This is a genomic window from Chryseobacterium sp. FH1 (assembly GCF_000735135.1).
GTDB lineage: Bacteria > Bacteroidota > Bacteroidia > Flavobacteriales > Weeksellaceae > Epilithonimonas.
Genome location: NZ_JPLZ01000003.1, coordinates 115,656 through 138,847, shown reverse-complemented (window position 1 = coordinate 138,847; position 23,192 = coordinate 115,656). Strand labels below are relative to the sequence as shown.

Sequence of the window (23,192 nt, the reverse complement as noted above, 5' to 3'; positions counted from 1 at the left end):
ATATTTTGTAAAAAACAAGATCACTTTTATCCACCTTGACAAAAAAACGTTCTCCCAAAAAATCTGGAAGAACGCAAAACTAGAGATAAAATAACAACTATAACTTAGTGATGTGTCTTCGAGAGCCTCAGACTGACAACTCTAAGTTAAACTGTCATTCTGAGACTCTCGAAGGACAACATTAAATTTAATTGATCAATTCTTTTTTTGTTCTGTTGAAAATCCAAAAGATAATTGGGAAAATCAGCAAGGTCAAAACCGTCGCAGTAATCAATCCACCGATGATGACAATCGCCAAAGGTTTCTGAGATTCTGAACCAATTCCTGTAGAAAGTGCGGCCGGCAAAAGTCCAATGGAAGCCATCAATGCAGTCATCACAACGGGTCTTGTTCTCACTTTCACACCTTCCATTATCGATGCGTCCACGGAAAGTCCATTTTTGACATTTTGATGAAATTCTGAAATGAGAATCACGCCATTTTGGATACAAATCCCTATCAAGGCAATCATTCCAACGCCGGCAGAAATTCCGAAATTCATATTGGTCAAATGCAGTGCGATGATGGCACCAATCAATGCAAACGGAACATTGGCCAAAACCAGAAGTGAATCCTTGATATTTCCAAACAAAATGAAAAGCAAAAAGAAAATCCCTAAAATACTTATTGGAACCACTTGCGTCAATCGATTGGTCGCTCTCTGTTGGTTTTCAAATTGTCCTGTCCAACCAATGGAGTAACCATCGGGAATTTTGATTTTTTCTACTTTTTTCTGCGCATCGGCAATCGTTCCGCCCAAATCTCTGTCACGAATCGAAAACTTAACGCCGATATAACGCTTGATGTCATCTCTATAAATGAACGCGGCGCCGTTTTCTTTTTCAATCGTACTGATTTCCTTCAGCGGAATCTTCGCACCGTCTTGAGTCGGAACCATCAACGTGGCAATGTCGGTTTCATTCTTCCTGTATTCTTGTGCATAACGCAAACGGATTGGGAACTTTCTCTCGCCATCATACATTTCAGAGGCTGTTTTTCCGCCGAAGGCCATTTCTAAAACCGCTTGAGCATCCGCTGGTAAAACACCGTAAGCGGCCATTTTGCTTCTGTCCAAGACCACACTGATTTCCGGCTGACCAATATTTTTGATAATTCCTGGTTCTTTCACACCTTCCACATCTTTGATAGAGGCAAGAACTTCCTCCGCCAATCTGTCCAACGTATTAAGATTGTCGCCATAGATCTTGATTCCGTTTTCCGCTTTGAAACCTGCAACAGCTTCGGCAACGTTATCGGAAATTGGTTGAGAGTAGTTGAAGGTGATGCCTTGATAATTCTTGAGTTTTTTATCGATTTCCTCAATCAATTCATCGTAGGTGATTTTTCTTTTCCATTCATCTTTTGGTTGTAGATTCACGGCGAATTGTACAAATCCAAATCCGTTGGGGTCGGTTCCGTCATTGCTTCGTCCGGTTTGTGCCAAAACGCCTGTCACTTCTGGAAAAGCCATAATATCTCTCTTCATTTTTTCGGCATTCTCGAGAGATTTTTTTAATGATGAGCTCATCGGCATTTCTGCTGTGATCCAAAGTGAACCTTCATTCAATTGAGGTAAGAATTCAGTTCCTAAAAATTTCGCTGAAAACAAGGTGACAACCAATGCGGAAGTCGCGACAATCAAACTGATTTTCTTGTATCTGAAAGTGAATTTCAGACCTTTCATCACATATTTGTCCCAGAATTCCACGAATGGATTGTGTCTTTCTCTTACATTTTTCTTTAACAAAATGTGTGACATCACCGGAACCAAAGTCAGTGTGAAAATTAAAGCGCCCAACAATGCAAAACCTAATGTGAATGCCAATGGCGAGAACATTTTACCTTCCACTTTCTGGAAAGAGAAAATCGGTAAAAGAGACGTGATGATAATTAATTTTGAAAAGAAAATCGCTTTTCCGAGTCCGGTTCCTGTTTGTTTTATCCAACCAGCTTTCGCCATTTTGTTGAAGCGTTCCATTCCGTATTTCTTCGCTTTGTGGTCGAGCATTACGAATAATCCTTCGACCATCACGACGGCTCCATCTATGATAATTCCAAAATCGACAGCTCCCAATGATAAGAGATTTGCGCTCATTCCGGCCATCTTGAGACAGAAAAAAGCAAACAATAATGACAATGGAATGATGATGGAAACAATCAAAGTCGTTCGCCAATCTGCCATAAAAATCAAGACGATAACCGTGACCAAAATGATTCCTTCCAACAAGTTGTGCATCACTGTTTTGGTGGTAAAATCCATTAAATTTTGGCGATCGTAAAAGGTTTTCATTTTTACATCTTTCGGAAGGATTTTGTTGTTGAGTTCATCAATTTTATCTTTTACGGCAAGCAAAACTTCCTGTGCATTTTCGCCTTTTCGCATCACGACAATTCCTTCAACTGTGTCTGCTTCATTATCCAAAGAAGCCTGACCAACACGAGGAAGCGAACCTTCGTGAACATCGGCAACGTACTTTACAAGAATCGGATTCCCGCTGTCGTTGTGAACGGTGATATTCTCAATATCTGCAATGGATTTCACCAAACCAATTCCACGAACCACGTAAGCTTGTCCGCTTTTCTCGATGACATCGCCACCGACATTCAAGTTGCTATCTGTCACTGCCTCTAAAACTTCACTTGGCGTGAGATTGTATTTGTCTAATTTTCTTGGATCAATACTCAATTCGAAAACCTTGTCCTGACCTCCGAAAACATTGACATCTGCAACGCCTGGAACACTTCGGAGTGCTCTGTCAACCACCCAAGTTTGTAAGGTCAATAAATCTCTGGAATCGCGGTCTTTGCTTTCCAATGTGTAACGGTAAATCTCGCCAGTGGGACCATAAGGCGGTTGAACTTCTGGATCTACTTCATCTGGCAAACTCACGGTTCTCAACTGATTGTTGACCATATTCCTTGCGAAAATATCGTCCACGCCATCTTCAAACAAAATCTTCACGATGGAAAGTCCAAACATCGTTGTGCTTCGGACACTTGTCTTTTTCTGAACGGGGCTCATTGCCAACTCAATCGGTGTGGTGACGAAACGTTCTACTTCTTCTGCACTTCGGCCATTCCATTGTGTGATGATGACAATCTGAGTATTGGTCACATCCGGGAAAGCTTCAATCGGCATATTTTTGAAACTGATGAAACCTGCAACCGCAAGAATCGCCACCCAAATGAATGTGAAGGCTTTATTTTTAAGGGAAAATCCTATGATACTTTTTATGAATTTGTTCATATTTTATATTTAATCACAGGTGATACTGTGGTTATTAAAATTGAATCCTTCGGATTCGTGATATGTTGAATCTGCTATCCATAGGTTGCACCTACGGCTAATGGTATTGAACCCTTCGGGCTTATTGATGAATTGTAATTACGTGTTCCATAGGTTTCACCTACGGCTACTAATATCGAACCCTTCGGGTTTCTTTGAAAATATTAATTATTCAAAGAGCGGTAAATCAATAATTGATTGTTGGTCACGACAGTTTCACCTTCGGAAACACCTTCCGTGACGTAAGTTGTCTCGGAGTTTTGTTTCAGGATTTTGATTTCTTTGACTTTGATGTCCGTTTGAGATTTGTACGTCACGACGAAATATCGGTTGTCATCAAAAATCACTGCGCTGGACGGAATTGCCAAAGCAGTTTCATTTTCTGCGGACGAAACTCGGATGGTTGCCTTGCTTTCTGGAATCAAAAGACCTTGCGTATTATCCAAAACTACCCTCGCCTGCATTGCGTTGGTTGCTGGGTCGATGATTTTGAAGATCTTATCAATCTTACCATAGAAAACTTTGTCTGGATAAGACAATGTGGAAACCTGAGCTTTCATTCCAAGGTTGATTTTATCGATATCAGCTTCGTTCACGTTCATAATTGCCCAAACATTTCTGGTGTTCGCCACGTCGAAGATATTTTCGCTTCGGTCGCTTCGGAGTTCCATATCTTTGTTGATATCTTTATGAACGATGTAGCCGTTGATTGGCGAAATCACACTGTAGATATTTCCTTTTTTGATGTTGTAAACCGTGCTCACCGCGTTGGATCTGTGCAAAGCATCTTTGGCTCTTTGAACGTCGCCTTGCGCTTCCAGAATATCTTTTTCGGTGTTCAGTTTTCCTTCGTACATTTCTTTGGCGATACGCAGATTGTTTTCTGCCACTCTCAAATCGGTCTTGGCATCGCTGACATCTTTCTGAACTTCCGCCAATTCTGTACTTCTAATCGTTGCCAGGACTTGACCTTTCGTCACGTAATCTCCCAATTCAACATTCACGCTGAGAACATTTCCGCCAACCAAGGGGAAAATATCGATGTAAGTATTTTTGTCGGCCGAGATTTTTCCATAGAAACTAAACTCATCCTCGATGAATTTTTTCTCCACTTTTGCGAAGGTTGTAGATTTCAACATTGTTTGGCTCAACTCAAAACCTTTTGCTTCTTCCTTCATTACTTCTTCCTTTTGGGAACAGGAAAACAAGCTAAGGGCGAGGATGATAGGAATAATAATTTTTTGCATTAATAAAAGATTTTGGTTTGTACTAATTGATTGAGTTCTTCTGCGGAGATCATAATCTGCTTTTTCATCTCGTAGATCTGCAGAACGGTTTGTCTGTAGCTTTCCATAAAATCGGTGAAATCTATGAGGCTGACGTTTCCGCTTCGGAAGTTTTTGAGGATGCCGTTGTAAACTGTTTCCAGATTTTCCAAATCGACTGGTTTCAATTCGAAATATTGGTCGTATTGATTTTTCCAAGTTTGATAAGCAGATTCTACTTGAGTTTCGAGATTGAGTTTTTGATACTCAGAATTTTTCTCGTTTTGCTGAATCGCATATTTTGCTCGTTCAACATTTCCTTTGTTGACTTTCCAAAGCGGGATTGGAATTCCGACTTTCAAATTGATTTCATTTCTGAATGTTCCAGAGTTTTGATCATATTCAGCGCCGAGATTAAGGTCTGGCGTGTTGAGAGATTTTTGCCATTGGGCGAAGAATTTGCTGTTGTCAATCAACCGTAAATTATAAAGATAATCGGCATTATTGACCAAAGCTTTTTCTTTCAGAATTTCCAAATCGCCGAAAGGTTGAGAAACCAGCAATTCATTTTCCTCGGTTTTCGGCAAATCGAGTGAAATACGTTCTGAACTTCCTGTGAGAACCTTCATCTTTTGCTGGAAAGCCAGAATATTGTTGTTGATTTCAATCTTATCGTTATTTAATTGAATCACAATACTTTGAAGCCGAACGTAATCTTTAAGAGAAATATTTCCTTTGTCAGTTTGAGTTTTATACGCCGATAAAAGGTCATTCATATATTTCAATTGACTTTCTATGCTGGTTCGTTTTTTTTGTTCGTAGATCAGATTGTAATAAGTTTGACGCAATTCGGTTTTCAAATCCACCAACAATTGGCTGAATTGCAACTGAGCCAATTCTTTGTTTGACTTAGCAAATTGGATTTCGTTTTTCTTCTTTCCACCCAAATAAATCAATTGCGAAACCTCTACGCCTTTTGCTCGTCCAACATCAAAAACCCTTTTATCTTCTGGGTTTATTGCATTTACATAACCGCTGATCTGTGGAAGTTCCCAGATCTTGGCCTGTAAAATATCGGCGTCTGCCATATTGATATTATATTGAGAAGCAAGAACTTGGAGGTTATTTTTCTGAAATGCTAATTCGCAATCCTGAAGAGACATCTGTTGCTGTGCAGAAAGACAGACAAATGCCGAAACGGATAACACCAGCGTCGTTATTTTAATCATTTTATCTCGTTTTGGTGATGCAAAAGTGTAACACTCGGATTAAAACGGACTTAAATGAGGCTTAAAAAAAACTTAATTGTGAGTTTAACACAAGGAGCGCAGAGTTTTTTGAAATTATTGAAAATATTTTTAGATTCACAAAAATGTAATTCTTAAATGATCTAAATTTTTAATGATTAAAAAATATCAGGTCATCATCTCATACTTACCAGAAAATAAATTAGAGAAATAATAAATAAGAGTAGTCAGCGATTTGGATCTTTAGTTATCTGTTGATTTATTCTCAAATGGAGATTATTAATGATTTTTTATAAAACTGTTCTACTTTTGGTGGCCAAAATATGAAAATATAATGTACGCTCCTTTTGTATTAAGCTTTATATTTCCACAAGGTTCATATAAACTGCTGAATGACTAAAGGATGTTTTACTGTTAAAGTATATTTCACATCTGAATTCCGGCATCCATATTCCGAATTTTTAAAATCTCATCACATCCTTCACAACGCCACCTTTCTGTGTCAACGGAATCAGTTCTGTGGTGATGAAATCTGTGATTCTTTTGTTATCAATATCATTCGGGAAAAGTAAATGGACATTTGCGCCAGCATCTAGGGTGAAGAACAAAGCCAAACCTGTGATTTTTCTGAATTCCCAGATTTTATTGATGACCTGCAACGTTCCGGTTTGCATCAGGATGAAAGCTGGTTCGCTCATCATCATCATTGCGTGAAGTGTCAACGCTTCGTGCTCTACAAGTTTGATGAAGCCTTCCATATCGCCTGTTGCGAGGATGGTTTTCAGTTTTGCGAAGTTTTCGTGCGCTTCCTGGAAACGTCTTTCGGCGTAAGGATTGGTGTTCATCAAGCCGTGACCAACGGTAGATGAAACAGATTTCTGACCTTCGTGAATGAGCAAAACCCAATCGTGGAAGTTTTTGAAGATTGGATGGATTTCGTTGTTGTTATAAGGAACAGCGAACAAATCTGAACTGCCTTCGACTTCTTCTGTTTTTCCCCAAACGACCAAACCTTCGTAAAGACTTCTTGAAGCACTTCCACTTCCTAATCTTGCGAGGAAACTTTCTTTTTTGGTTTTAAAATTGAAATCTGAATTTCCTGAAAAAATATCATCCAGATTCATCAGACATTTTGCAATCGCTCCGAAACCAGAAGCAGAACTTGCAATTCCTGAACTGTGCGGAAAGGTATTTTCTGTTTTGATGATGTATTTTCCTTTCAGAATCCAAGGGAGATATTGTTCGATGTTTTTGAAATATTTTTCGATTTTCTCGGCGAATTTTTGTTCTTCATTTCCTGCAAGAAAAGTTTGAACCGAGAATTCTTCTCCAGCAATAAATTCCATTGTAGTGTTGGTTCGGCAATGGTTCAGTGTATAGCTGATGCTGGGATTTGCGGGAATTTGGTTTTCGTATTTTCCCCAATATTTTATCAATGCGATATTGGACGGACAGCTTGCGGAAACCGCTTGGTTTGATATGTTGAACTGGGAATTTCCCAAAAATTCTTGAGTCATAGTGTTGCTTTTGGCAATCGGCTTTTGGCTGTTAGCTTTGGCGGATTGGTTTTGGTTGGCTAATTTAAGAATTAATAAGGCTTCGTGAAAGTTGATTTACTAAACCTTCAAGGTTTTAGAAACCTTGAAGGTTTGAAGCTGGTTGGAAAGCCTTGTCAAGGTTTTGAACCTTGACAAGGCTGGAGTGATTAAAACAACTTTTTCTGTAACATTTTTGAGATTAATGAACTAATTTTGTGTGGTTTTAAAAATCGTCGATGGAAAGACGAAACCTCAACATAGCCCCGATTGTAGTGGAAATCCTTTTTTGAAAAAAAAGATTGCAACGGAAAGCGGGTTGGACAGGTGAATCGAAGGGGAAATCGTCTTGCTCCTCAATATTATTTATTCATTTTTAATTACAAATTATCAATGCTGAAAGCTGAAAATATCAAAAAAACATATAACGCGGGGAAGAAAATTGCGCTTCAGGATTTTTCTATCGATGTGCCTACGGCGAGTATTTATGGGCTTTTGGGTCCGAATGGCGCGGGAAAAACTTCGTTTATCCGAATCATCAACCAAATCACGCAGGCAGATGAAGGAAAGGTTTGGATTGACGGCCAGGAACTGAATCCGGAGCACATCCGAAACATCGGCTATATGCCGGAGGAGCGCGGACTTTACAAGAATATGACGGTGGGCGACCAGCTTTTGTATTTTGGCGAGTTGAAAGGAATGTCGCGTGCGGAGGCACTTTCGCAGGCTAAATTCTGGTTTGAGCAACTGAACATCGACCAATGGTGGAAGAAGAAACTGAGCGAACTTTCGAAAGGGATGGCGCAGAAAATCCAGTTTGTGGTGACGGTTTTGCACCGCCCGAAATTGCTGATTCTGGATGAGCCTTTTTCGGGTTTTGACCCTGTGAATGCGAACCTCATCAAAGACCAAATCATTCGGCTAAAAAATGAGGGAACGACCATCATCCTATCTACGCACCGAATGGAAAGTGTGGAGGAAATGTGTGATTTTGTGGCGCTCATCAACAATTCTAAGAAAGTTTTGGACGGGAAAGTTTTTGATGTTCGCGAGCAATTCAAACAAAATGTTTTCTCTGTGGTTTTGGCGGACACGAATGCGGAAAGTCTGGAGGAACTGACGAGAAAATATCAAATCGAAAATATGACGACCAACAATGGTTTGTTTCATTTTGAACTGAAAAATTCTGAGAATCAAAATATCCTGCTTCACGATTTGGTGAAAACGGGAACGATACGGACTTTCAACGAGAAGATTCCTAGTATGAATGAGGTTTTCATTAATGCGGTGAAGGAATAACACAAAATCAATTTATTTCCCCAACCCTAAAGGGAGTAAATTGATTTTGACTTCGTCGAACCACTTCGCTAGGTTTCTTCGCTCTCTTTAGAATTGGGGTAAACGAAGAAAATTAATTTAATACAAAGAAATTCAATGAAAAATATATATTTAATTACCAAGAGGGAATTTTTGACGCAGGTCAAGAAGAAATCTTTTATTATTCTGACGATTCTTGCGCCACTTTTGATGGTTGGTTTTGGGGTTTTGATTGGTTTTATGTTCAAGGCGAACGAAGCGGAATATCATTTTGATGTGGTGGACAAAAGCGGACTTTTCGCTGGTCAATTGAAATCGACGAAAGAAATCACTTATACTTTTGTGCCTGAAAATACGGAAAATGCACTCGTCAAAAACCTGAAAGATTTGAAGGGGACAGATGGTTTGCTCATCATCCCGGAATTGAAAGATACCAATTTTGACGCGTTGGAAAGTGGGACAAAACTGTTGACCAACAAGAAGGTCGGGATGGATACAAAAAGTTTGGTTTCGGCTGATTTGAGTAATATTCTGAAAAAAGAAAAAATCAAACAACTTGGAATCAAGGAAGACAGAATTGTGAATCTTGACAAGAATTTTAAACTGATTTCGCAAAACGTGACGGAAAGCGACAAGCCTGAAAGTGACCTGGCTTTTGGCATCAAAACCGCTCTGAGTATGGGATTGATGTATGTGGTGTTTATGTTCATCATCATCTACGGCGTTCGTGTGATGCGAAGCGTTTTGGAAGAGAAAAATAACCGTGTTGTGGAAATTATCATTTCATCTGTCAAACCTTTTGAATTGATGATGGGGAAAATTCTGGGTGTAACTTTGGTGGCATTGACGCAGTTTATCGTCTGGATTGCAATGACCGTAACGGCGGCGATTTTCCTGAATACAGGATTCTCGGCGATGCAGAAAAATATTCCAGCTGGAGAAGAAGGCGTTCTTAAAAATCTGGACATTCAGCAGATTGCGACGGAGGTTTCGCACATTCTTCTGGATATGAATTATGTTGGAATTATCGGCGTTTTTGTGTTCTTCTTTTTGTTCGGTTACATCTTTTACAGTTCGATGTACGCGGCGATTGGAAGTGCTGTGGACAATGAAACTGAGACGCAACAATTTACTTTGTTTGCTGTTGTCCCGCTGATGTTGGGACTTTACGGAAGTTTCACGATAATGAATAATCCGGATGGGCCGATGGCTTTTTGGTTATCGATTATTCCGTTTACTTCGCCAGTTGCGATGATTGCGAGGATTCCGTTTGGGGTTCCGCTTTGGGAGATTTTGTTGTCGATATTTTTGTTGATTGCTTCAACTCTACTAATGGTTTTCATTGCGTCTAAAATTTATAGAGTCGGGATTTTGATGTATGGGAACAAGGCGACTTTGAAGGAGATTTGGAAGTGGATCAGGAGTTAGTTCATTATCAAATTAATTTTTGTTTTATTTGTTAAAAATTAATAACTGATAAAATGAAAAAAGCTTTAACTAAAAGAAGATTAAATTTTTCTAGTTCCGCACAATCAAAAGATATTTCACTCGAAACCAAAGAGCAACAAAAACCATTATACCTTGTAATGCAAAGTGTTTGGTTTAATAAAATTGAAAACGGTTCTAAAACAGAGGAATACAGAGACGGCTCGCAATTTTATAAATCAAGATTTTGCAATATTGATAAAAAGACCGGAGAAATAATAAGTTTTAAAAATTACAAGAGTGCAATACTCCAAGAAGGTTATCACGCCGGTGCAAGACGTATGATAATTGAAGTTAAAAAAATTGAATTAAAAAGAGATTTCACTATTCATTTAGGACAAATTTTAGAACGACAAAATTTTTAAAAACAACACAAAAAAAGAGATTCCAAATTTGGAATCTCTTTTTTTATTTCTTTCTCTTCGCAATAGACTTCTGCTTCTGCTGAACTCTGTTGGCACCAAATTTCTTAGGAGCTTTTCGCTTGCTTGGTCCGTCGAGATTTTTTTTCTTGTTCTTGTCTTTTTTCTCGTGGAAAGCAGATTCGCCTTCGTTGAGTTTTTGTGCTAGTTAAGAACGTAGGTTCTTATTTGATAATAACCTTTTGCGAATAGCTTTGTCCTTTATTTTTAATAGTAAGTAGATATGTCCCTTTAGCAAAGTTTTGAACATTGATGACAACTTTTTTTGCGCCAGTGTAATTTTGATTATGAACGAGCTTTCCAGACATATCCGAGATTATTATCGTAGATTCTTTTGAAAATTGACTTTTTATAGCAATATTTAATTTGTCTGAAGTAGGATTTGGAAATATTTTAATGTCATTTTGAGATTCAATTTCTTTGGAATCTAAGGTTGTGTTACTTCCATTAGCGTTCTTCCAGATTTTACTTTGTCCGTATTTTTTGCCAACGATATAGCCACAATTTTCATTCGCAAAATGAATAGAATTCATATCAATATCAAAACTGTTATCAAACCAGACCTCCTTTGTGTATTCGCCAGACTCAGTGGTTGATATTTTGATAATTCCTTGAGTTGAAGTGTCCCCATTTAACGCTCGGTCATCTATCAGTCCCCAAACAGTATTTTCACTAACGGCAAAAATATCTCGTAAATTTGGACGTCCAAACTCAAGACTCATATCAAACTGACCGCCACCGTTACTTGTTTTGTAAAGACCATAGTAATAATAAAACCCAATATTTTCATTTATAAAATGGAAAGGAGCCCTAGTATTTAGTGACTCCCAAGAAATCCCACCATCAGTGGTTTTAACGACGTTGGTTTCTCCCAAATTTGTTAAATTGTTTCCTACAAAACCTACTTCCTTATTTACAAATTGCATTGAAACATTATTAGAAAACGAAATTGGAATAGCATTAGGATTTGTCCATGTCACACCACCATTTTCGCTTTTTACAAGCCCTTTGTCTGTTGAAAGAAAAATAAAATTTTCATTTATACAAGATAAGGAATAAATGGTGTTGATATCTTCTACTATAATTGGTAACCAATTTTCTCCGCTATCTGTTGTCTTTAAAAGCCTATTTTGGTCTCCTATAATATATCCTGTCTGCTGAGTTGGAAACTGTATCTTGATCAGAGTCTGCGATGTGCCAGAAACTTTCTGTTGCCAAGTCATGCCACCATCTATAGATTTTATTATCAGACCATTACTTCCTACGACCAGAACATCATTTGGAGTTACGGCATATACATCGTGAAAATAATTATTATTGAAATTTGAATTTAGCTCTACCCATTGTGCGGCACAATTGAAGTGGAAAAACCATATTAAAATGGCTGTTAGGAAATTTTTCATGGGAATTAGTTTTAGTATTTTCATAAAATTACAAAAAATCCATTCATAATTTAAAATATGATAAGAATTTCTAAGGTAAAACAAAAACGCCTCAGAAAATTCTGAGGCGTTTTTTTGTTTATTTCTTTCTCTTAGCAATAGATTTCTGCTTCTGCTGCGCTCTGTTCGCCCCAAATTTCTTCGGTTCTTTTCGTTTGCTTGGTCCTCCAAGATTGGTTTTCTTGTTCTTGGCTTTTTTCTCGTGGAAAGCAGATTCGCCTTCGTTGAGTTTTGCTGTGGTCAAGAATTTCATCTTCACTTCTTCTTGTTCCGATGCGATCTTCACTTTGGAAATCGTCACAGCTTCCGGGAATTCCGTTTTCTTGATTTCTCTGTCCATTAGAAGTTCGATGTCCAAAAGTTGCGCTTCTTCTTTTTTGGTAAAGAACGTGATGGAAATTCCTTCTTTGTCCGCACGACCCGTTCTACCGATCCTGTGAATGTATTGCTCTGGAACCTCAGGAACCTCAAAGTTGAAAACGTGTGAAATATCCGGAATATCCAGACCTCTCGCCATAATATCCGTCGTGATCACGCCTCGCAATTCTTCATTGGTGAATTCCTGCATCACTCTTAATCTGAAATTCTGAGATTTGTTAGAATGGATGACACCAAACTGGTCTGGAAATTCGACATTCAGTTTTTCGAAGATGAGATCCGCGTGTTTTTTATTATTAGCGAAAATTAGAATTTTTTCTAAGTCCGTTTCTGTTTTTAGAAGGTGAATTAATAAATTCAGTTTGGTGTTGAAGTTCTCCACCGGAACTGCAGATTGCGCGATTTTCTCCAAAGGCGTTCCTGATCTTGCCAGTGAAATCTCAATCGGACCAGCGAAATATTCGTTCAGCAAAGCATCAACAGCATCGGTCATTGTTGCAGAAAAAAGGATGTTTTGTCTTTTCTCCTTCATCATTTCGAAGATGTGCGTGAGCTGTGGACGGAATCCAAGGTTCAGCATTTCGTCAAACTCATCGATGATCAGTTTGCCAACTTCCTTCAAAGAAATTGCATTGTCAATCGCGAGATCCATTACTCTACCAGGCGTTCCCACCAAGATGTCGCAACCGTCATTGAACAATAATTTTTGAGTATTGATGTTTTTCCCACCGTAGATTCCGATCACTCTTGCGGTCAGATTTTCCGTCATTTTTGTGATCACTTCTGTTACCTGAACCACCAATTCTCTGGTCGGAACCAAAACCAAGACGGTTGGATTTCCAGATTTGTTGTATTTCCAGGTTTTAAGAACTGGAAGTGTGTAGGCCAAAGTTTTACCTGTTCCTGTTTGGGCAATTCCCATCACATCGCGTCCAGAAAGTATCGGTCCGATGCTTTTTTCCTGAATAGGCGTTGGTTCAAAAAGGTTGAGATCGGCTAGAACATCCAGAATCTTTTCCGGTAAATCGAAGTCTGCAAAAGTGGTTTTCATCTGGGAAAATTTATTTTTAAAGTGGTAAAGAGAAACTTAGAAAGTTGACTTTCTTTTCTGTTTCAATCGGCAAAGATAGGGATTTTGAAATCAAGAGGAATTTAATCTACAAACCAAGATGGTGAAGTTCTTTTTTCTAAATTATTAATTTCGATAAAATTATATCCAATATCATAAACTTGATTTTGATATTTATAGAATCTTCCGTCTGTTTTTATAGTGAAATCTTTATCAACATCAGAAAATTTTAATCTATACTTCTCATTAATATTGATATGAACTTTCTCACCATTTAAAATTCCATTTAACAGTAGAAATCTTTCTGATTGCTCCAAAAAAATAAGTTTTTCACCAATATATAGATTGAAAAATGTAGGATTTACAAGATTTTTGTTTGTTTCAAATTTAGATAATTTTATTAACTGATATTTAAACATCGCTTTCCTGTAAGCCATAATTAATTCAGGAGGAGCCTGGCTTGCATAGTCTGAAATAGTTTTGACAATTTTATTGTCTTTCACAAATGTTACTGTTATTGTATTTGAGTCAGACACGCTATCTGAATATGAATTTTTCAGCTTCATTATATTAGCTTTTTTAAATGAATTTTCAATTTTTTCATATTCGAAGTTTGAGATATTCGAAGTATAAAATCCATTTACAGTATTATATTTTTCGCCTAAATAAAACACTTTTCCATTTTTATTGAACTCAACACTCAGTATAGCACAGGTCCCATAACATCCAGAGGACGAAATGATTATTTTATCGAAAGTTTCATTTGGCTTTGGTTTGTAAGTTTGTTTGTAATACTTTAAGTAATAGCCTTGATTCTTCTGAAGCGTTAAAGTGTCATTAGTAACAGAGATAATTTTATATTTATTCCAAGATTTTTCGATAGGGTTAAAGATTTTCAAACTGTCATCATTAATTTTATAATTAGTAGAATCTCCTTTGTACAAAATTCTTCTTTCCTCTCGTGATTTTCCTTCATCAAAATCAAAAAATCCAGTTTCATCCATTAAAGTTCCATTTTCTTTAAAAACAAAGCCTCCGACATTTCTAAAAAATGGAGAAGGTGGCTCTTCAAGAATCTGATTATAGTTTTCTTGTTTTTCCAATTCTACATATTTTGCAAAACTCCATTCTCCTATAATATCTTTTTCGAATTGTTTTTGCTTTTCAGATTTACAAGAAACTAAAATTATAATCAATAAAAGTATTTGACAGAATGTCTTCATATACTAAAAAATGGATTTACCCTTTCTGCTCTTCCCTCAAAACAATCCTAAAAGTCGTTCCTTTCCCCACTTCAGAATGGGCAATTTTCACTTCGCCTCTGTGATATTCTGTCACTACTCTTTTGGTTAAAGAAAGTCCCAATCCCCAACCACGTTTTTTGGTAGAGAATCCAGGTTTGAAGGCGTTTCGAACTTGTTGTTTAGTCATTCCGCTTCCGGTGTCGGTCATGTCGATGTAGACGTTTTTATTTTTTTTGTAAAGTGAAAGTTCCAGCTTGCCTTCACCTTTCATCGCATCGACGGCGTTTTTCACAAGGTTTTCTATGACCCAACTCATCAGGATTCTGCTATGTGGAACCAGAACTGGTTCGTAGGTTTTTCTTAAAGTAAAATCAACTTTGGTCGAAATTCTGGATTTCAAATAATCGAAATTCTGCTGAACAGTTTCATTGATATCAAGATCATTAAGTGCAGGAATGGATCCGATCTTCGAGAATCTTTCGGAAATGGTTTTCAGTCTTTCAACATCTTTTTCGAGTTCTTTCACGCCCATCCCATTTTCGTCTTCGAGTTTCATAATTTCCACCCAACCAATCATTGATGATAATGGCGTTCCGATCTGATGCGCCGTTTCCTTCGCCAGACCAGCCCAGACAAAACCTTCGTCGGTTTTCTTTAGCAATCGCAAAAACCAAAAAGAAAAAACAAGATAAAGTGAAATGAATAAAGCCAGCAAATAAGGATAAAACCGCAGATAATTCATCAAATCAGAATTATCATAATAAAGATATTGGTTGTTGAAATCCGGCAACTGAATCTCGAATGGTGGATATTTGCTTTCCATCTCGCTCATCTTAGCCTTCAACTTTGACTTATCTTTTAAAATATCTTCGGAAATGCCTCTGCTCTCCAACAAATTTTTATTTTTATCTGTTCTGATGATGGGCAAATCCTGATTTTCATTCACCACGTAAAAAGCTAACTCAGTCAGTCGAGAATCAACTTCAACATCCTCAAGATAACGCATTGCGGTCGCTAAAGATTTAATCCTTTCCGTCTCTTTTTCACGAAGATGCTGAATCAAAAAATTAGATGAAATCACTATTCCAACAACAATGAATGTAAGGATGAAATAAATTACCCAATTATTAATTCTTTTTAGAAAATTGAAACCTTTTATCATTGCTTATAAAACGGCAATTTATGAATTTATTGTAAAATTGAGATCAGAGATGATAGATTTTTAGAGGATAGACTAATAAATCAAAGATTATCCTAGATTTGTAATCGAGTAAATTTCAAAATATTAATTATGATTCAAATTCAGAACAAAAAACTAAAAGCTACATTCAACGAACTTGGTGCAGAACTGGTTTCACTCATCAATCTTGAAACCGGAAAAGAGATCATCTGGGAAGGAAATCCTGATTTTTGGAGTGGCAAAAGTCCAGTGCTTTTCCCAACAGTTGGCGCTTTGAAAGACGATTCTTATATTTTCGAAGGCGAAACTTACCAAATGCTAAGACACGGTTTTGCCAGAAGAAAATTCTTCGAAGTGAAAAATTCTTCTGAAAATGAAGTTGTTTTTGAATTACACTCTGACAAAGAAACCCTGAAATTCTATCCTTTCGAATTCAATTTGGAAATAAAATACACTTTGGTCGAAAATAAACTGAATGTTTCTTACCACGTGAAAAACAAGTCTGAAAAAGAGATGTATTTCTCGCTCGGCGCACATCCGGGATTTGCGATTGACACCAAAAATGGATTGAATTACAATGACTATGAAATTCTTTTTTCTGATGATGAAAAACTGGAAATCCATCCTTTGATTGACAACCTCATCAGCAAAGAAACCAAAACTATCAATCTCGAAAATAAAATACTTCCTTTGACTTATGAATTGTTCTCCAAAGATGCTTTGGTTATGACGAATATGAAAAGCCGAGAGTTGATTTTGCGAAATAATAAAAATCAGGAGAACGTTATTTTCACCTTTTCAAATTTTCCCTATTTTGGAATTTGGGCCTCGAAAAATGCGGATTTCGTCTGCTTGGAACCTTGGCAAGGCATTGCTGATTTCGAAGACCACAACCAGGATTTCACACAGAAATTTGGGATTTTGAAACTGGAAAGAAAAGAGGATTGGAAAGCTGATTGGGCGGTTGAGATTGCATGATTTTTTTTATAGCAAAGTCGCAAAAAATAACCCCTTCAGAGTTTAAAACTCTGAAGGGGTTTTGTATTAAAAAAATAAAATTACTTCTTATCTAACTTATTCCAATATTCTAAAATCTTGCTCTGAATATTTTCCGGCAAACTTTTGAAATTGCTTGAATAAACATCTTTCGAATAACCACTTTCTGTAGAAGTTGAGATCTCGTAAAGCTCCGAGTTTTTAGAAAATATCAGATGAACAGATTGTTGTTTGAAATCATAATCGTTCAGTGAATAGATGAAAAGTGCATCAATGCTTTTGTCTTTGTCATAATCTGCAAAGGCTTTGCGTTGTCCCCAAGCACTGATTATTCCTGGATAATTAATTTGTTTTTTGGCTACAACTTTCCAATCTCCGTTGATTTTCGTGAACCTTTGAAAAGTCATTTTGTCTGGTTTCGAATTTTTCTCAATTTTAGAAAAAATGAAAACATTGTCTTCATTATTTGGAGAATTTGCTTCATCAACCTGAACTATTCTGGTTCCCTCATATGGGAAATCTTTGTAAGAATCCTGATGTCTTACGATGTTTGAAACTTGGGCATTCATCAATGTTCCGATGAATAGCATTGGCAATAAAATTTTCATAATGTGTTTGTTTATATTTAGCTAAAATAAAAAATTGCAACCGATAATTCGATTGCAATTTGATTTTTAATGATTTTTTTTAGATTATAAAGTTTCCTTCAGCCATTCGAAAAATTCTCTTTGCCAAACCAAACCGTTTTGCGGATGCAGAACCCAGTGGTTTTCGTTCGGGAAGTAAAGAAATTTGGTTTTCAAACCTTTCAGTTTTGCAGATTGAAATGCCATTTGACCTTGCTCATAAGGAACGCGAAAATCTATTCCGCCTTGGATGACCATGATTGGCGTATTCCAGCGTTCAACGTGATTGATTGGATTATACTTCGCGTAAGCCTTTTGCATGGGCTTGAACCAATAAGAACCTTTCAAATCCCAATCTGCAAACCAAAGTTCCTCAGTGGTCGCATACCAAGACCTCATATCAAACAAACCGTCGTGCGCAATAAAAGTCTTGAATCTGTTCTGATGAATCCCAGCCAACATAAATACTGAATAACCACCGTAACTTGCACCAACAGCTGCCATTCTGGAACCGTCAACGTAAGGCAAAGTCTTGGCAAAATCTGCCGCCGACAAATAATCTCTGATCGGCTGTCCGCCCCAGTCACCGCTTATCTGTTCATTCCATTCTACGCCCCAGCCTGGCATTCCTCTTCTATTCGGTGCAACTACTATATAATCGTTGGCAGCCATCAAAGCGAAATTCCATCTCGTGGAGAAAAACTGTGTAAGTGCAGATTGCGGTCCTCCTTGACAATATAAAAGCGTCGGATATTTTTTATTGGGATCGAAGTTCGGCGGATAATGGAACCAAACGCCCATTTCTTTTCCATCCGAGGTTTTTACCATTTTCAATTCAGATTTTCCTGCGGTCAGTTTGGAATAATTATCTTTATTGACATCCGTAATCTGTTTCAAAGCAGAGGTTTTCAAATCTACCTCGAAAAGATCGGCGTTGTGATTGATGTCGGTTTTGGTAACCCAAAGTTTATTTTTATTATCGATAACGATATCATTGATATCAAAATCGCCTTTTGTGATTTGCTTTACCGATTTGCTTTTCGCATCAACGGAAAATAATTGTTTTGTGCCACGGAAGGCAGCTGTGAAGTAAACAGATTTTGCATCTTTGCTCCACGCAACATCGCCTGTAACGCTCTCGTCCCAAGCTTTGGTCAGATTGGTTTTAGATTTTGATTTCCAATCCATCACCACGATGTCATTTTTGTCTGCTTCATATCCATCTCTTTCCATACTCAACCAAAGAAGCGACTTCCCATCTGGACTGAATTTTGGATTCAAATCGTAACCCATCATTCCTTCAGAAAGATTGGTCGTTTTTCCGGAAGCCAGATTGTACACAAAAATATCGGTGTTGGTACTTCTTGCATATTCCTCGCCCGATTTTGGTTTGGTGACATACAGTAATTCCGAAGAATCCGGACTCCAAACGAAATCTTCCGCGCCACCAAAAGGTTTCTGAGGCGAATCAAAAGGTTTGCCTTCCAGAAGATCTTTGGCCTTGTCAACCGATTCTGAAACATTCACCGTGAAAACGTGGTTGTAGGAACCTTCGTTCCAAGCATCCCAATGGCGGTGATTCAGGTCTGTATAAATCTGCGCTGTGGTTTTGGGAAGATCTTTATGTTTGTCTTTCCCAAGAAGATTCTCTATGTGAACGGCTTTGCTGAACGCTACTTTTTTTCCATCTGGAGAAATCACAATGTTGTCAACTTCGCCAATATTATAAAATTCTGCCCAAGTTTTCCCTGAGTCTTTTGACAGATAAATTTGATTTTTCTCTAAAGCATAAATTCCGTTTTTATCCCATTGAATCAAGCTTTTCTTTCCAAGATCTAATTTTGTAGCTCTCCCAGAAAGGTCTAACCAGAATGTTTCGGAATTTGACTTTTCGGTTTTAAGGTCCGTTTTGCTCACTTTGTAGATCAGTGATTGATGATCCGGAGAAACGGACTGTACACCCAAACGATTGAGCGTCCACATCGTTTCCGCAGTCATTACCTGTTGTGCATTCATCATAAATGGTGTTGCTGCCATTGCAACGAGGATATGTTTAAATTTCATTTTTATAAAAATAATTGTTTTTTAAAAAAGCTCGGACGAAGTTATTAAAATATAACGTAAATTTGGGTTGAACCATTTAAAAACTAATCTTATGAAAAAACTTTTACTATTTACTTTGATGATTGCTTGTCAGTGCTATTTTGCACAGATCAGCTTTCAACCTACCGGAAATCACAGCTTCGAACCTTACAATGCAACCATTACTGGAAATGGAAGAATCTACTACACCACAGATGGATCTGAACCTACGAATAATTCTCCGTCGGGATTGAATAATGTGAACATTAATATTACTCAAACAACAATTTTGAAAGCAAAATTGGCAACCGGACAAGTTTACAGCAGAACTTTCTATTTTGGAGACTTTCCGACAAAAACCGTTTATTTCAAAGCGCCATCCAACTGGAGTTCGGCTTGTTCGTTTGCAAACTCTGTAGATCCACAAACTACGATTGACATTTGGGGACCAGGAAATCCTATGACAGCAGTCTGCGAAGGTTGGTATAAAAGTGAATTGGGCTTTTTTGTAGGTCTTGTTGAATTTAACAATTGTCAATTTCCCTTTATGACAGATCTTTATAAATTCTATAACATCACAACCGAAGACACCGTTTTCTACGATTATTCCGCAGGACCAATTACTAATCCGCCAGCTTGTCTGCTGGCAGTGAGCGATCCCAATAAAAAAATCGCAGTTGTAAAGATTTTCCCAAATCCAGTTCAGGATTATGTGAATATAGAATCTGAGAAAAATTTCATCGCTTACGAAGTGATAGATGAATCCGGAAAATTGATTCTAAGCAAAAACTTCAAAGGTGGAAAAATTGATATTAGAAATTTGAAAACAGGTGTTTACTTCATCAAACTAAAATCTCTAAGCAACGAAACCAATATTGTAAAATTTATCAAGAAATAAGTTTTATTATTGATTAAAATCCATATATTTGCGCTTCAAAATTTATTACTAAGACTATACTATGAGCACAATATTTACGCTGTTTATGATCCTGATTATCATTGCGAGCATCTTATTAGTTATTATCATTATGGCTCAAAATCCAAAAGGAGGGGGACTTTCCGGAACTTTTGGTGGAACATCTGCAGCTAATTTTGGGGTTCAAAGAACCAATGATTTTATGGAGAAGGCCACTTGGAGCCTAGGAGCAACAATCGTTGTTTTGATTTTCCTAAGCATCATCCTTACAGGAAAGCCATCACAGGTAGCACCATCTTTCCCAACTCCTACGAAGTCTGGCGCGCCAGTACAACAAGCTCCAGCGAACAGCGCACCAGCAACTACAACGCCTGCTGCTAAATAAAAAAAATTATTTCAAGAATATATAAAAACGCCTCGAAATCATCGAGGCGTTTTTTGTGGTTACGAGTAGGTATTAGCAATTTGCTTCTGGCTATTGGCTTAGTATTCAAATGTTTAATTAATGAAAATGTATGTTTAAATTTCCCTAAACACTTACTTTAATTTCTTACCAATTTGTTTCCGTCAAGGCAAAGTTCCATCAATGCTTTGAAGCATTCTTCCATCTCGTCGGAAGCTCTACAAATGGCATTTTCCAGCATTCCTCGCACTTGTTTTTCTGTGACGCCAGCTTCTGTCCAACTTTTGCCAGATGTGTGAGCATTGAGAATGAAAGGCATGATTCTGTCGATTGCGCAGGCAAAAATAGCGTCGGGCGTTTCCTCTTCTTCGAATTCTATCCAAAGATTGTAGAATTCTGATGAAAGTGGCTCATCCAAAATTCCGAATACTCTCTTTGCTGCGATTTTTTCTCTCTCGAATTTGCCTTGCATCCCGACCTCATCAAACAAAAAAGTATCTCCCGCGTCTATCTCCACAAGATCGTGAATGGACAACATTCTGATGACTCTCAGCAAATCAATATCGGTGTTGTTTTTGGCATAAGGAAAAAGAACCTGCGCCAAAATGATAATCTGCCAGCTGTGCTCTGCCGTATTTTCTCGTCTGGAATCGTCGGCGTTGTAGTTTCTTCTTTGGACATTTTTGAGCGCGTCCACCGCTAAGATGAAATCTATTTCTTTCTGGATTTTCATTTTTTAATCTTTATAATAATCGTCGATTTTATATTTTTTGGTTTTGCTGACCCATTTGTTATTGATGAGATTTCGGGTGATCACCTTTACGAATTCTCCGCCACCGGTTGCATCTTCTTCAAATTCATAGACTTTAACCAAACCTTTCTTTGGGACGACTGCATACTCTGTGGTGATGTGCCAGCAACAGCCGGATTTTGCAAAAGTTACCAAGCGTTTCCTTTTGTGATCAGTCTGGAACATTCCCAGATTTTCGTAGGCCAGACTTGTCAGTTCGTCACTTGGCACAAATTGTTTTTTGGTCGAATGATAAACATAAACATCATAAGATGGTCCGCCATAACCACTTTGGTTTCCATTCCGAATTGCCAAATCCTCGGAGCCATCAAAATTGAAATCATCGAAGATCAAAGGACTTTGCTCGTTGTACAACTGAATGACGTTGACCGTTGGTTTTTGATCTTTGTCCAGAAACAAACTGAGATCGTCTGACTCAAAAGTTTGGAAAAGCTGGTTTGTTTTTTTGTCTATCAATTTTACAATTCCCTTTCCGCCGCAATCATCGCCTTTGCAAGATTGAACGGTGACATGAGCATCGAAACGTTTTGAGCCGTCTTTGATGATGTAATTGTTTTGAGCCAAATAAAATTGGCTTAAGGCTATTAATAAAAATCCGAATTTAGTTTTCATAAGCTTTAATTTTATCCTTAATGATGACTTACTCGCTACAAATATTCTACCGATATTTCGGAGCTTCGCCCCTTTGGATTCTTAAATCGGATTTGCTCCTACCTGCATATCTCAACTTCTTTGCTCATCAATTATAATTCGGTCCCGGATTCTATTTCGTACGGCTCTTTTCCTTTTTCGAAGATTCTTGTGAGTTCTGACCCTTCTGTGGTGACTCTGTTTCCGATTCTTCTGATCCAGTTGCCTTCTCTGAGTCCAACGACTTTAATGTCATTTTGCGTCAGGAATTCTTTGATTCGGGTTTCTCTGGTTTCTCCGTTGTGTTTGATTTCGGGATTTGGATCGAGGTAATGCGGATTGATATTAAAATGAACCAACGCCATACAATCGAAACTTGGTGGATAGACGATTGGCATATCATTCGTGGTTTTCATATTGACGCCACCGATGTTGCTCCCTGCACTACAACCGAGATATGGTTTTCCGGATTCTATATTGTCTTTCAGGATTTTCATTAATCCAAATTCGTGTAAAGTCTTGACCAAAAGAAAAGTATTCCCTCCACCAGTGAAAAATCCCTGGGCAGAATTGACAGCTTCCTCTTTGTCATCAAACTCGTGAAGACCTTTGACATTGATATTAATCGTTGCGAAAAAGTCTTTTGCTTTCTGCGTGTAATCATCGTGGGAAATTCCTCCCGGTCTTGCGAATGGAATGAAGATGATCTCTGTGATGCCTTCGAATAATTCAATCAGTTCTGGCTTTAGATATTCCAAATATTGTCCGCCGAAGAGTGTGGATGTGGATGCGAGGATGATATTCATAATTTATAAATGA

Annotated in this window: 19 protein-coding genes and 1 pseudogene; 6 read left to right on the top strand and 14 right to left on the bottom strand. The window is 37.8% G+C overall.

Annotation, left to right across the window (positions count from 1 at the left end; all coding sequences use genetic code 11):
- Nucleotides 1-187: 187 nt before the first annotated feature.
- The 4 genes from IO90_RS04920 to IO90_RS04905 all read right to left on the bottom strand — a co-directional run bounded on the left by IO90_RS04920 (nucleotide 188) and on the right by IO90_RS04905 (nucleotide 7,354).
- Nucleotides 188-3,286 (bottom strand): efflux RND transporter permease subunit, encoded by a 3,099-nt coding sequence (locus IO90_RS04920; RefSeq protein WP_034964558.1) that lies wholly within the window; start codon nucleotides 3,284-3,286, stop codon nucleotides 188-190.
- 203 nt (nucleotides 3,287-3,489) lie between these two features.
- Nucleotides 3,490-4,572, bottom strand: coding sequence for an efflux RND transporter periplasmic adaptor subunit (locus IO90_RS04915; protein WP_034964556.1), 1,083 nt, complete (start codon nucleotides 4,570-4,572; stop codon nucleotides 3,490-3,492).
- Nucleotides 4,572-5,819 carry a TolC family protein gene (locus IO90_RS04910; RefSeq protein WP_185094379.1) on the bottom strand — a complete coding sequence of 416 codons (1,248 nt, stop codon included), beginning with the start codon at nucleotides 5,817-5,819 and terminating at the stop codon, nucleotides 4,572-4,574. Before IO90_RS04910 ends, IO90_RS04915 begins: the two co-directional genes overlap by 1 nt.
- Nucleotides 5,820-6,298: 479 nt before the next feature.
- Entirely contained in the window at nucleotides 6,299-7,354 is a 1,056-nt protein-coding gene (locus tag IO90_RS04905) for a diphosphomevalonate/mevalonate 3,5-bisphosphate decarboxylase family protein (protein WP_034964555.1), read from the bottom strand.
- Between the two features lie 411 nt (nucleotides 7,355-7,765).
- On the opposite strand from IO90_RS04905, the gene IO90_RS04900 reads away from it, so the two are divergent.
- The 3 genes from IO90_RS04900 (at nucleotide 7,766) to IO90_RS04890 (ending at nucleotide 10,539) form a co-directional block, all read left to right on the top strand.
- A complete protein-coding gene (locus IO90_RS04900; protein ID WP_034964552.1) occupies nucleotides 7,766-8,671 on the top strand; it encodes an ABC transporter ATP-binding protein in 906 nt (301 codons plus the stop codon).
- Between the two features lie 135 nt (nucleotides 8,672-8,806).
- A complete protein-coding gene (locus tag IO90_RS04895; protein ID WP_034964551.1) occupies nucleotides 8,807-10,117 on the top strand; it encodes an ABC transporter permease in 1,311 nt (436 codons plus the stop codon).
- A 53-nt stretch (nucleotides 10,118-10,170) separates the two neighbouring features.
- Complete coding sequence (locus tag IO90_RS04890) at nucleotides 10,171-10,539, top strand: hypothetical protein (protein WP_034964549.1); 369 nt, start codon at nucleotides 10,171-10,173, stop codon at nucleotides 10,537-10,539.
- Nucleotides 10,540-10,582: 43 nt separating this feature from the next.
- On the opposite strand, the pseudogene IO90_RS19060 reads toward IO90_RS04890, so the two are convergent.
- The 5 genes and pseudogenes from IO90_RS19060 to IO90_RS04870 form a co-directional block, all read right to left on the bottom strand.
- Nucleotides 10,583-10,735 (bottom strand): annotated as a pseudogene (locus IO90_RS19060) (ATP-dependent helicase); the annotation flags it as partial.
- 25 nt (nucleotides 10,736-10,760) lie between these two features.
- The gene (locus IO90_RS04885; protein ID WP_165570240.1) at nucleotides 10,761-11,999 is read right to left on the bottom strand and encodes a T9SS type A sorting domain-containing protein; all 1,239 of its coding nucleotides are present in this window, start codon (nucleotides 11,997-11,999) and stop codon (nucleotides 10,761-10,763) included.
- Nucleotides 12,000-12,117: 118 nt separating this feature from the next.
- Complete coding sequence (locus tag IO90_RS04880; RefSeq protein ID WP_034964544.1) at nucleotides 12,118-13,467, bottom strand: DEAD/DEAH box helicase; 1,350 nt, start codon at nucleotides 13,465-13,467, stop codon at nucleotides 12,118-12,120.
- 101 nt (nucleotides 13,468-13,568) lie between these two features.
- Nucleotides 13,569-14,681: a DUF6438 domain-containing protein gene (locus IO90_RS04875; protein ID WP_131450823.1), complete on the bottom strand. Its 1,113-nt coding sequence runs from the start codon at nucleotides 14,679-14,681 to the stop codon at nucleotides 13,569-13,571.
- Nucleotides 14,682-14,724: 43 nt separating this feature from the next.
- Nucleotides 14,725-15,891, bottom strand: a complete 1,167-nt coding sequence (locus tag IO90_RS04870; RefSeq protein WP_051878302.1) for a sensor histidine kinase — start codon at nucleotides 15,889-15,891, stop codon at nucleotides 14,725-14,727.
- A 129-nt stretch (nucleotides 15,892-16,020) separates the two neighbouring features.
- Here IO90_RS04870 and IO90_RS04865 point away from each other — a divergent pair, with 129 nt between their 5' ends.
- Nucleotides 16,021-16,887: an aldose 1-epimerase family protein gene (locus IO90_RS04865; protein ID WP_051878299.1), complete on the top strand. Its 867-nt coding sequence runs from the start codon at nucleotides 16,021-16,023 to the stop codon at nucleotides 16,885-16,887.
- A gap of 80 nt (nucleotides 16,888-16,967) precedes the next feature.
- On the opposite strand, the gene IO90_RS04860 is transcribed toward IO90_RS04865, so the two are convergent.
- A complete protein-coding gene (locus tag IO90_RS04860; protein WP_034964538.1) occupies nucleotides 16,968-17,513 on the bottom strand; it encodes a hypothetical protein in 546 nt (181 codons plus the stop codon).
- Nucleotides 17,514-17,597: 84 nt separating this feature from the next.
- Nucleotides 17,598-19,595 (bottom strand): S9 family peptidase, encoded by a 1,998-nt coding sequence (locus IO90_RS04855; RefSeq protein ID WP_034964536.1) that lies wholly within the window; start codon nucleotides 19,593-19,595, stop codon nucleotides 17,598-17,600.
- Between the two features lie 91 nt (nucleotides 19,596-19,686).
- Here IO90_RS04855 and IO90_RS04850 point away from each other — a divergent pair, with 91 nt between their 5' ends.
- Both IO90_RS04850 and secG read left to right on the top strand, forming a co-directional pair.
- Nucleotides 19,687-20,511, top strand: a complete 825-nt coding sequence (locus tag IO90_RS04850) for a T9SS type A sorting domain-containing protein (RefSeq protein WP_034964534.1) — start codon at nucleotides 19,687-19,689, stop codon at nucleotides 20,509-20,511.
- Between the two features lie 61 nt (nucleotides 20,512-20,572).
- The gene (secG, locus tag IO90_RS04845; protein ID WP_034964532.1) at nucleotides 20,573-20,914 is read left to right on the top strand and encodes a preprotein translocase subunit SecG; all 342 of its coding nucleotides are present in this window, start codon (nucleotides 20,573-20,575) and stop codon (nucleotides 20,912-20,914) included.
- Nucleotides 20,915-21,071: 157 nt separating this feature from the next.
- On the opposite strand, the gene IO90_RS04840 is transcribed toward secG, so the two are convergent.
- From IO90_RS04840 to pepE, 3 genes are all read right to left on the bottom strand, one after another.
- Nucleotides 21,072-21,665: an HD domain-containing protein gene (locus tag IO90_RS04840; protein ID WP_034964531.1), complete on the bottom strand. Its 594-nt coding sequence runs from the start codon at nucleotides 21,663-21,665 to the stop codon at nucleotides 21,072-21,074.
- 3 nt (nucleotides 21,666-21,668) lie between these two features.
- Nucleotides 21,669-22,355, bottom strand: a complete 687-nt coding sequence (locus IO90_RS04835; protein WP_034964530.1) for an XAC2610-related protein — start codon at nucleotides 22,353-22,355, stop codon at nucleotides 21,669-21,671.
- Between the two features lie 131 nt (nucleotides 22,356-22,486).
- On the bottom strand, nucleotides 22,487-23,179 hold the full coding sequence (gene pepE / locus IO90_RS04830; protein WP_034964529.1) for a dipeptidase PepE: 693 nt from the start codon (nucleotides 23,177-23,179) through the stop codon (nucleotides 22,487-22,489).
- Between the last annotated feature and the right edge of the window lie 13 nt (nucleotides 23,180-23,192).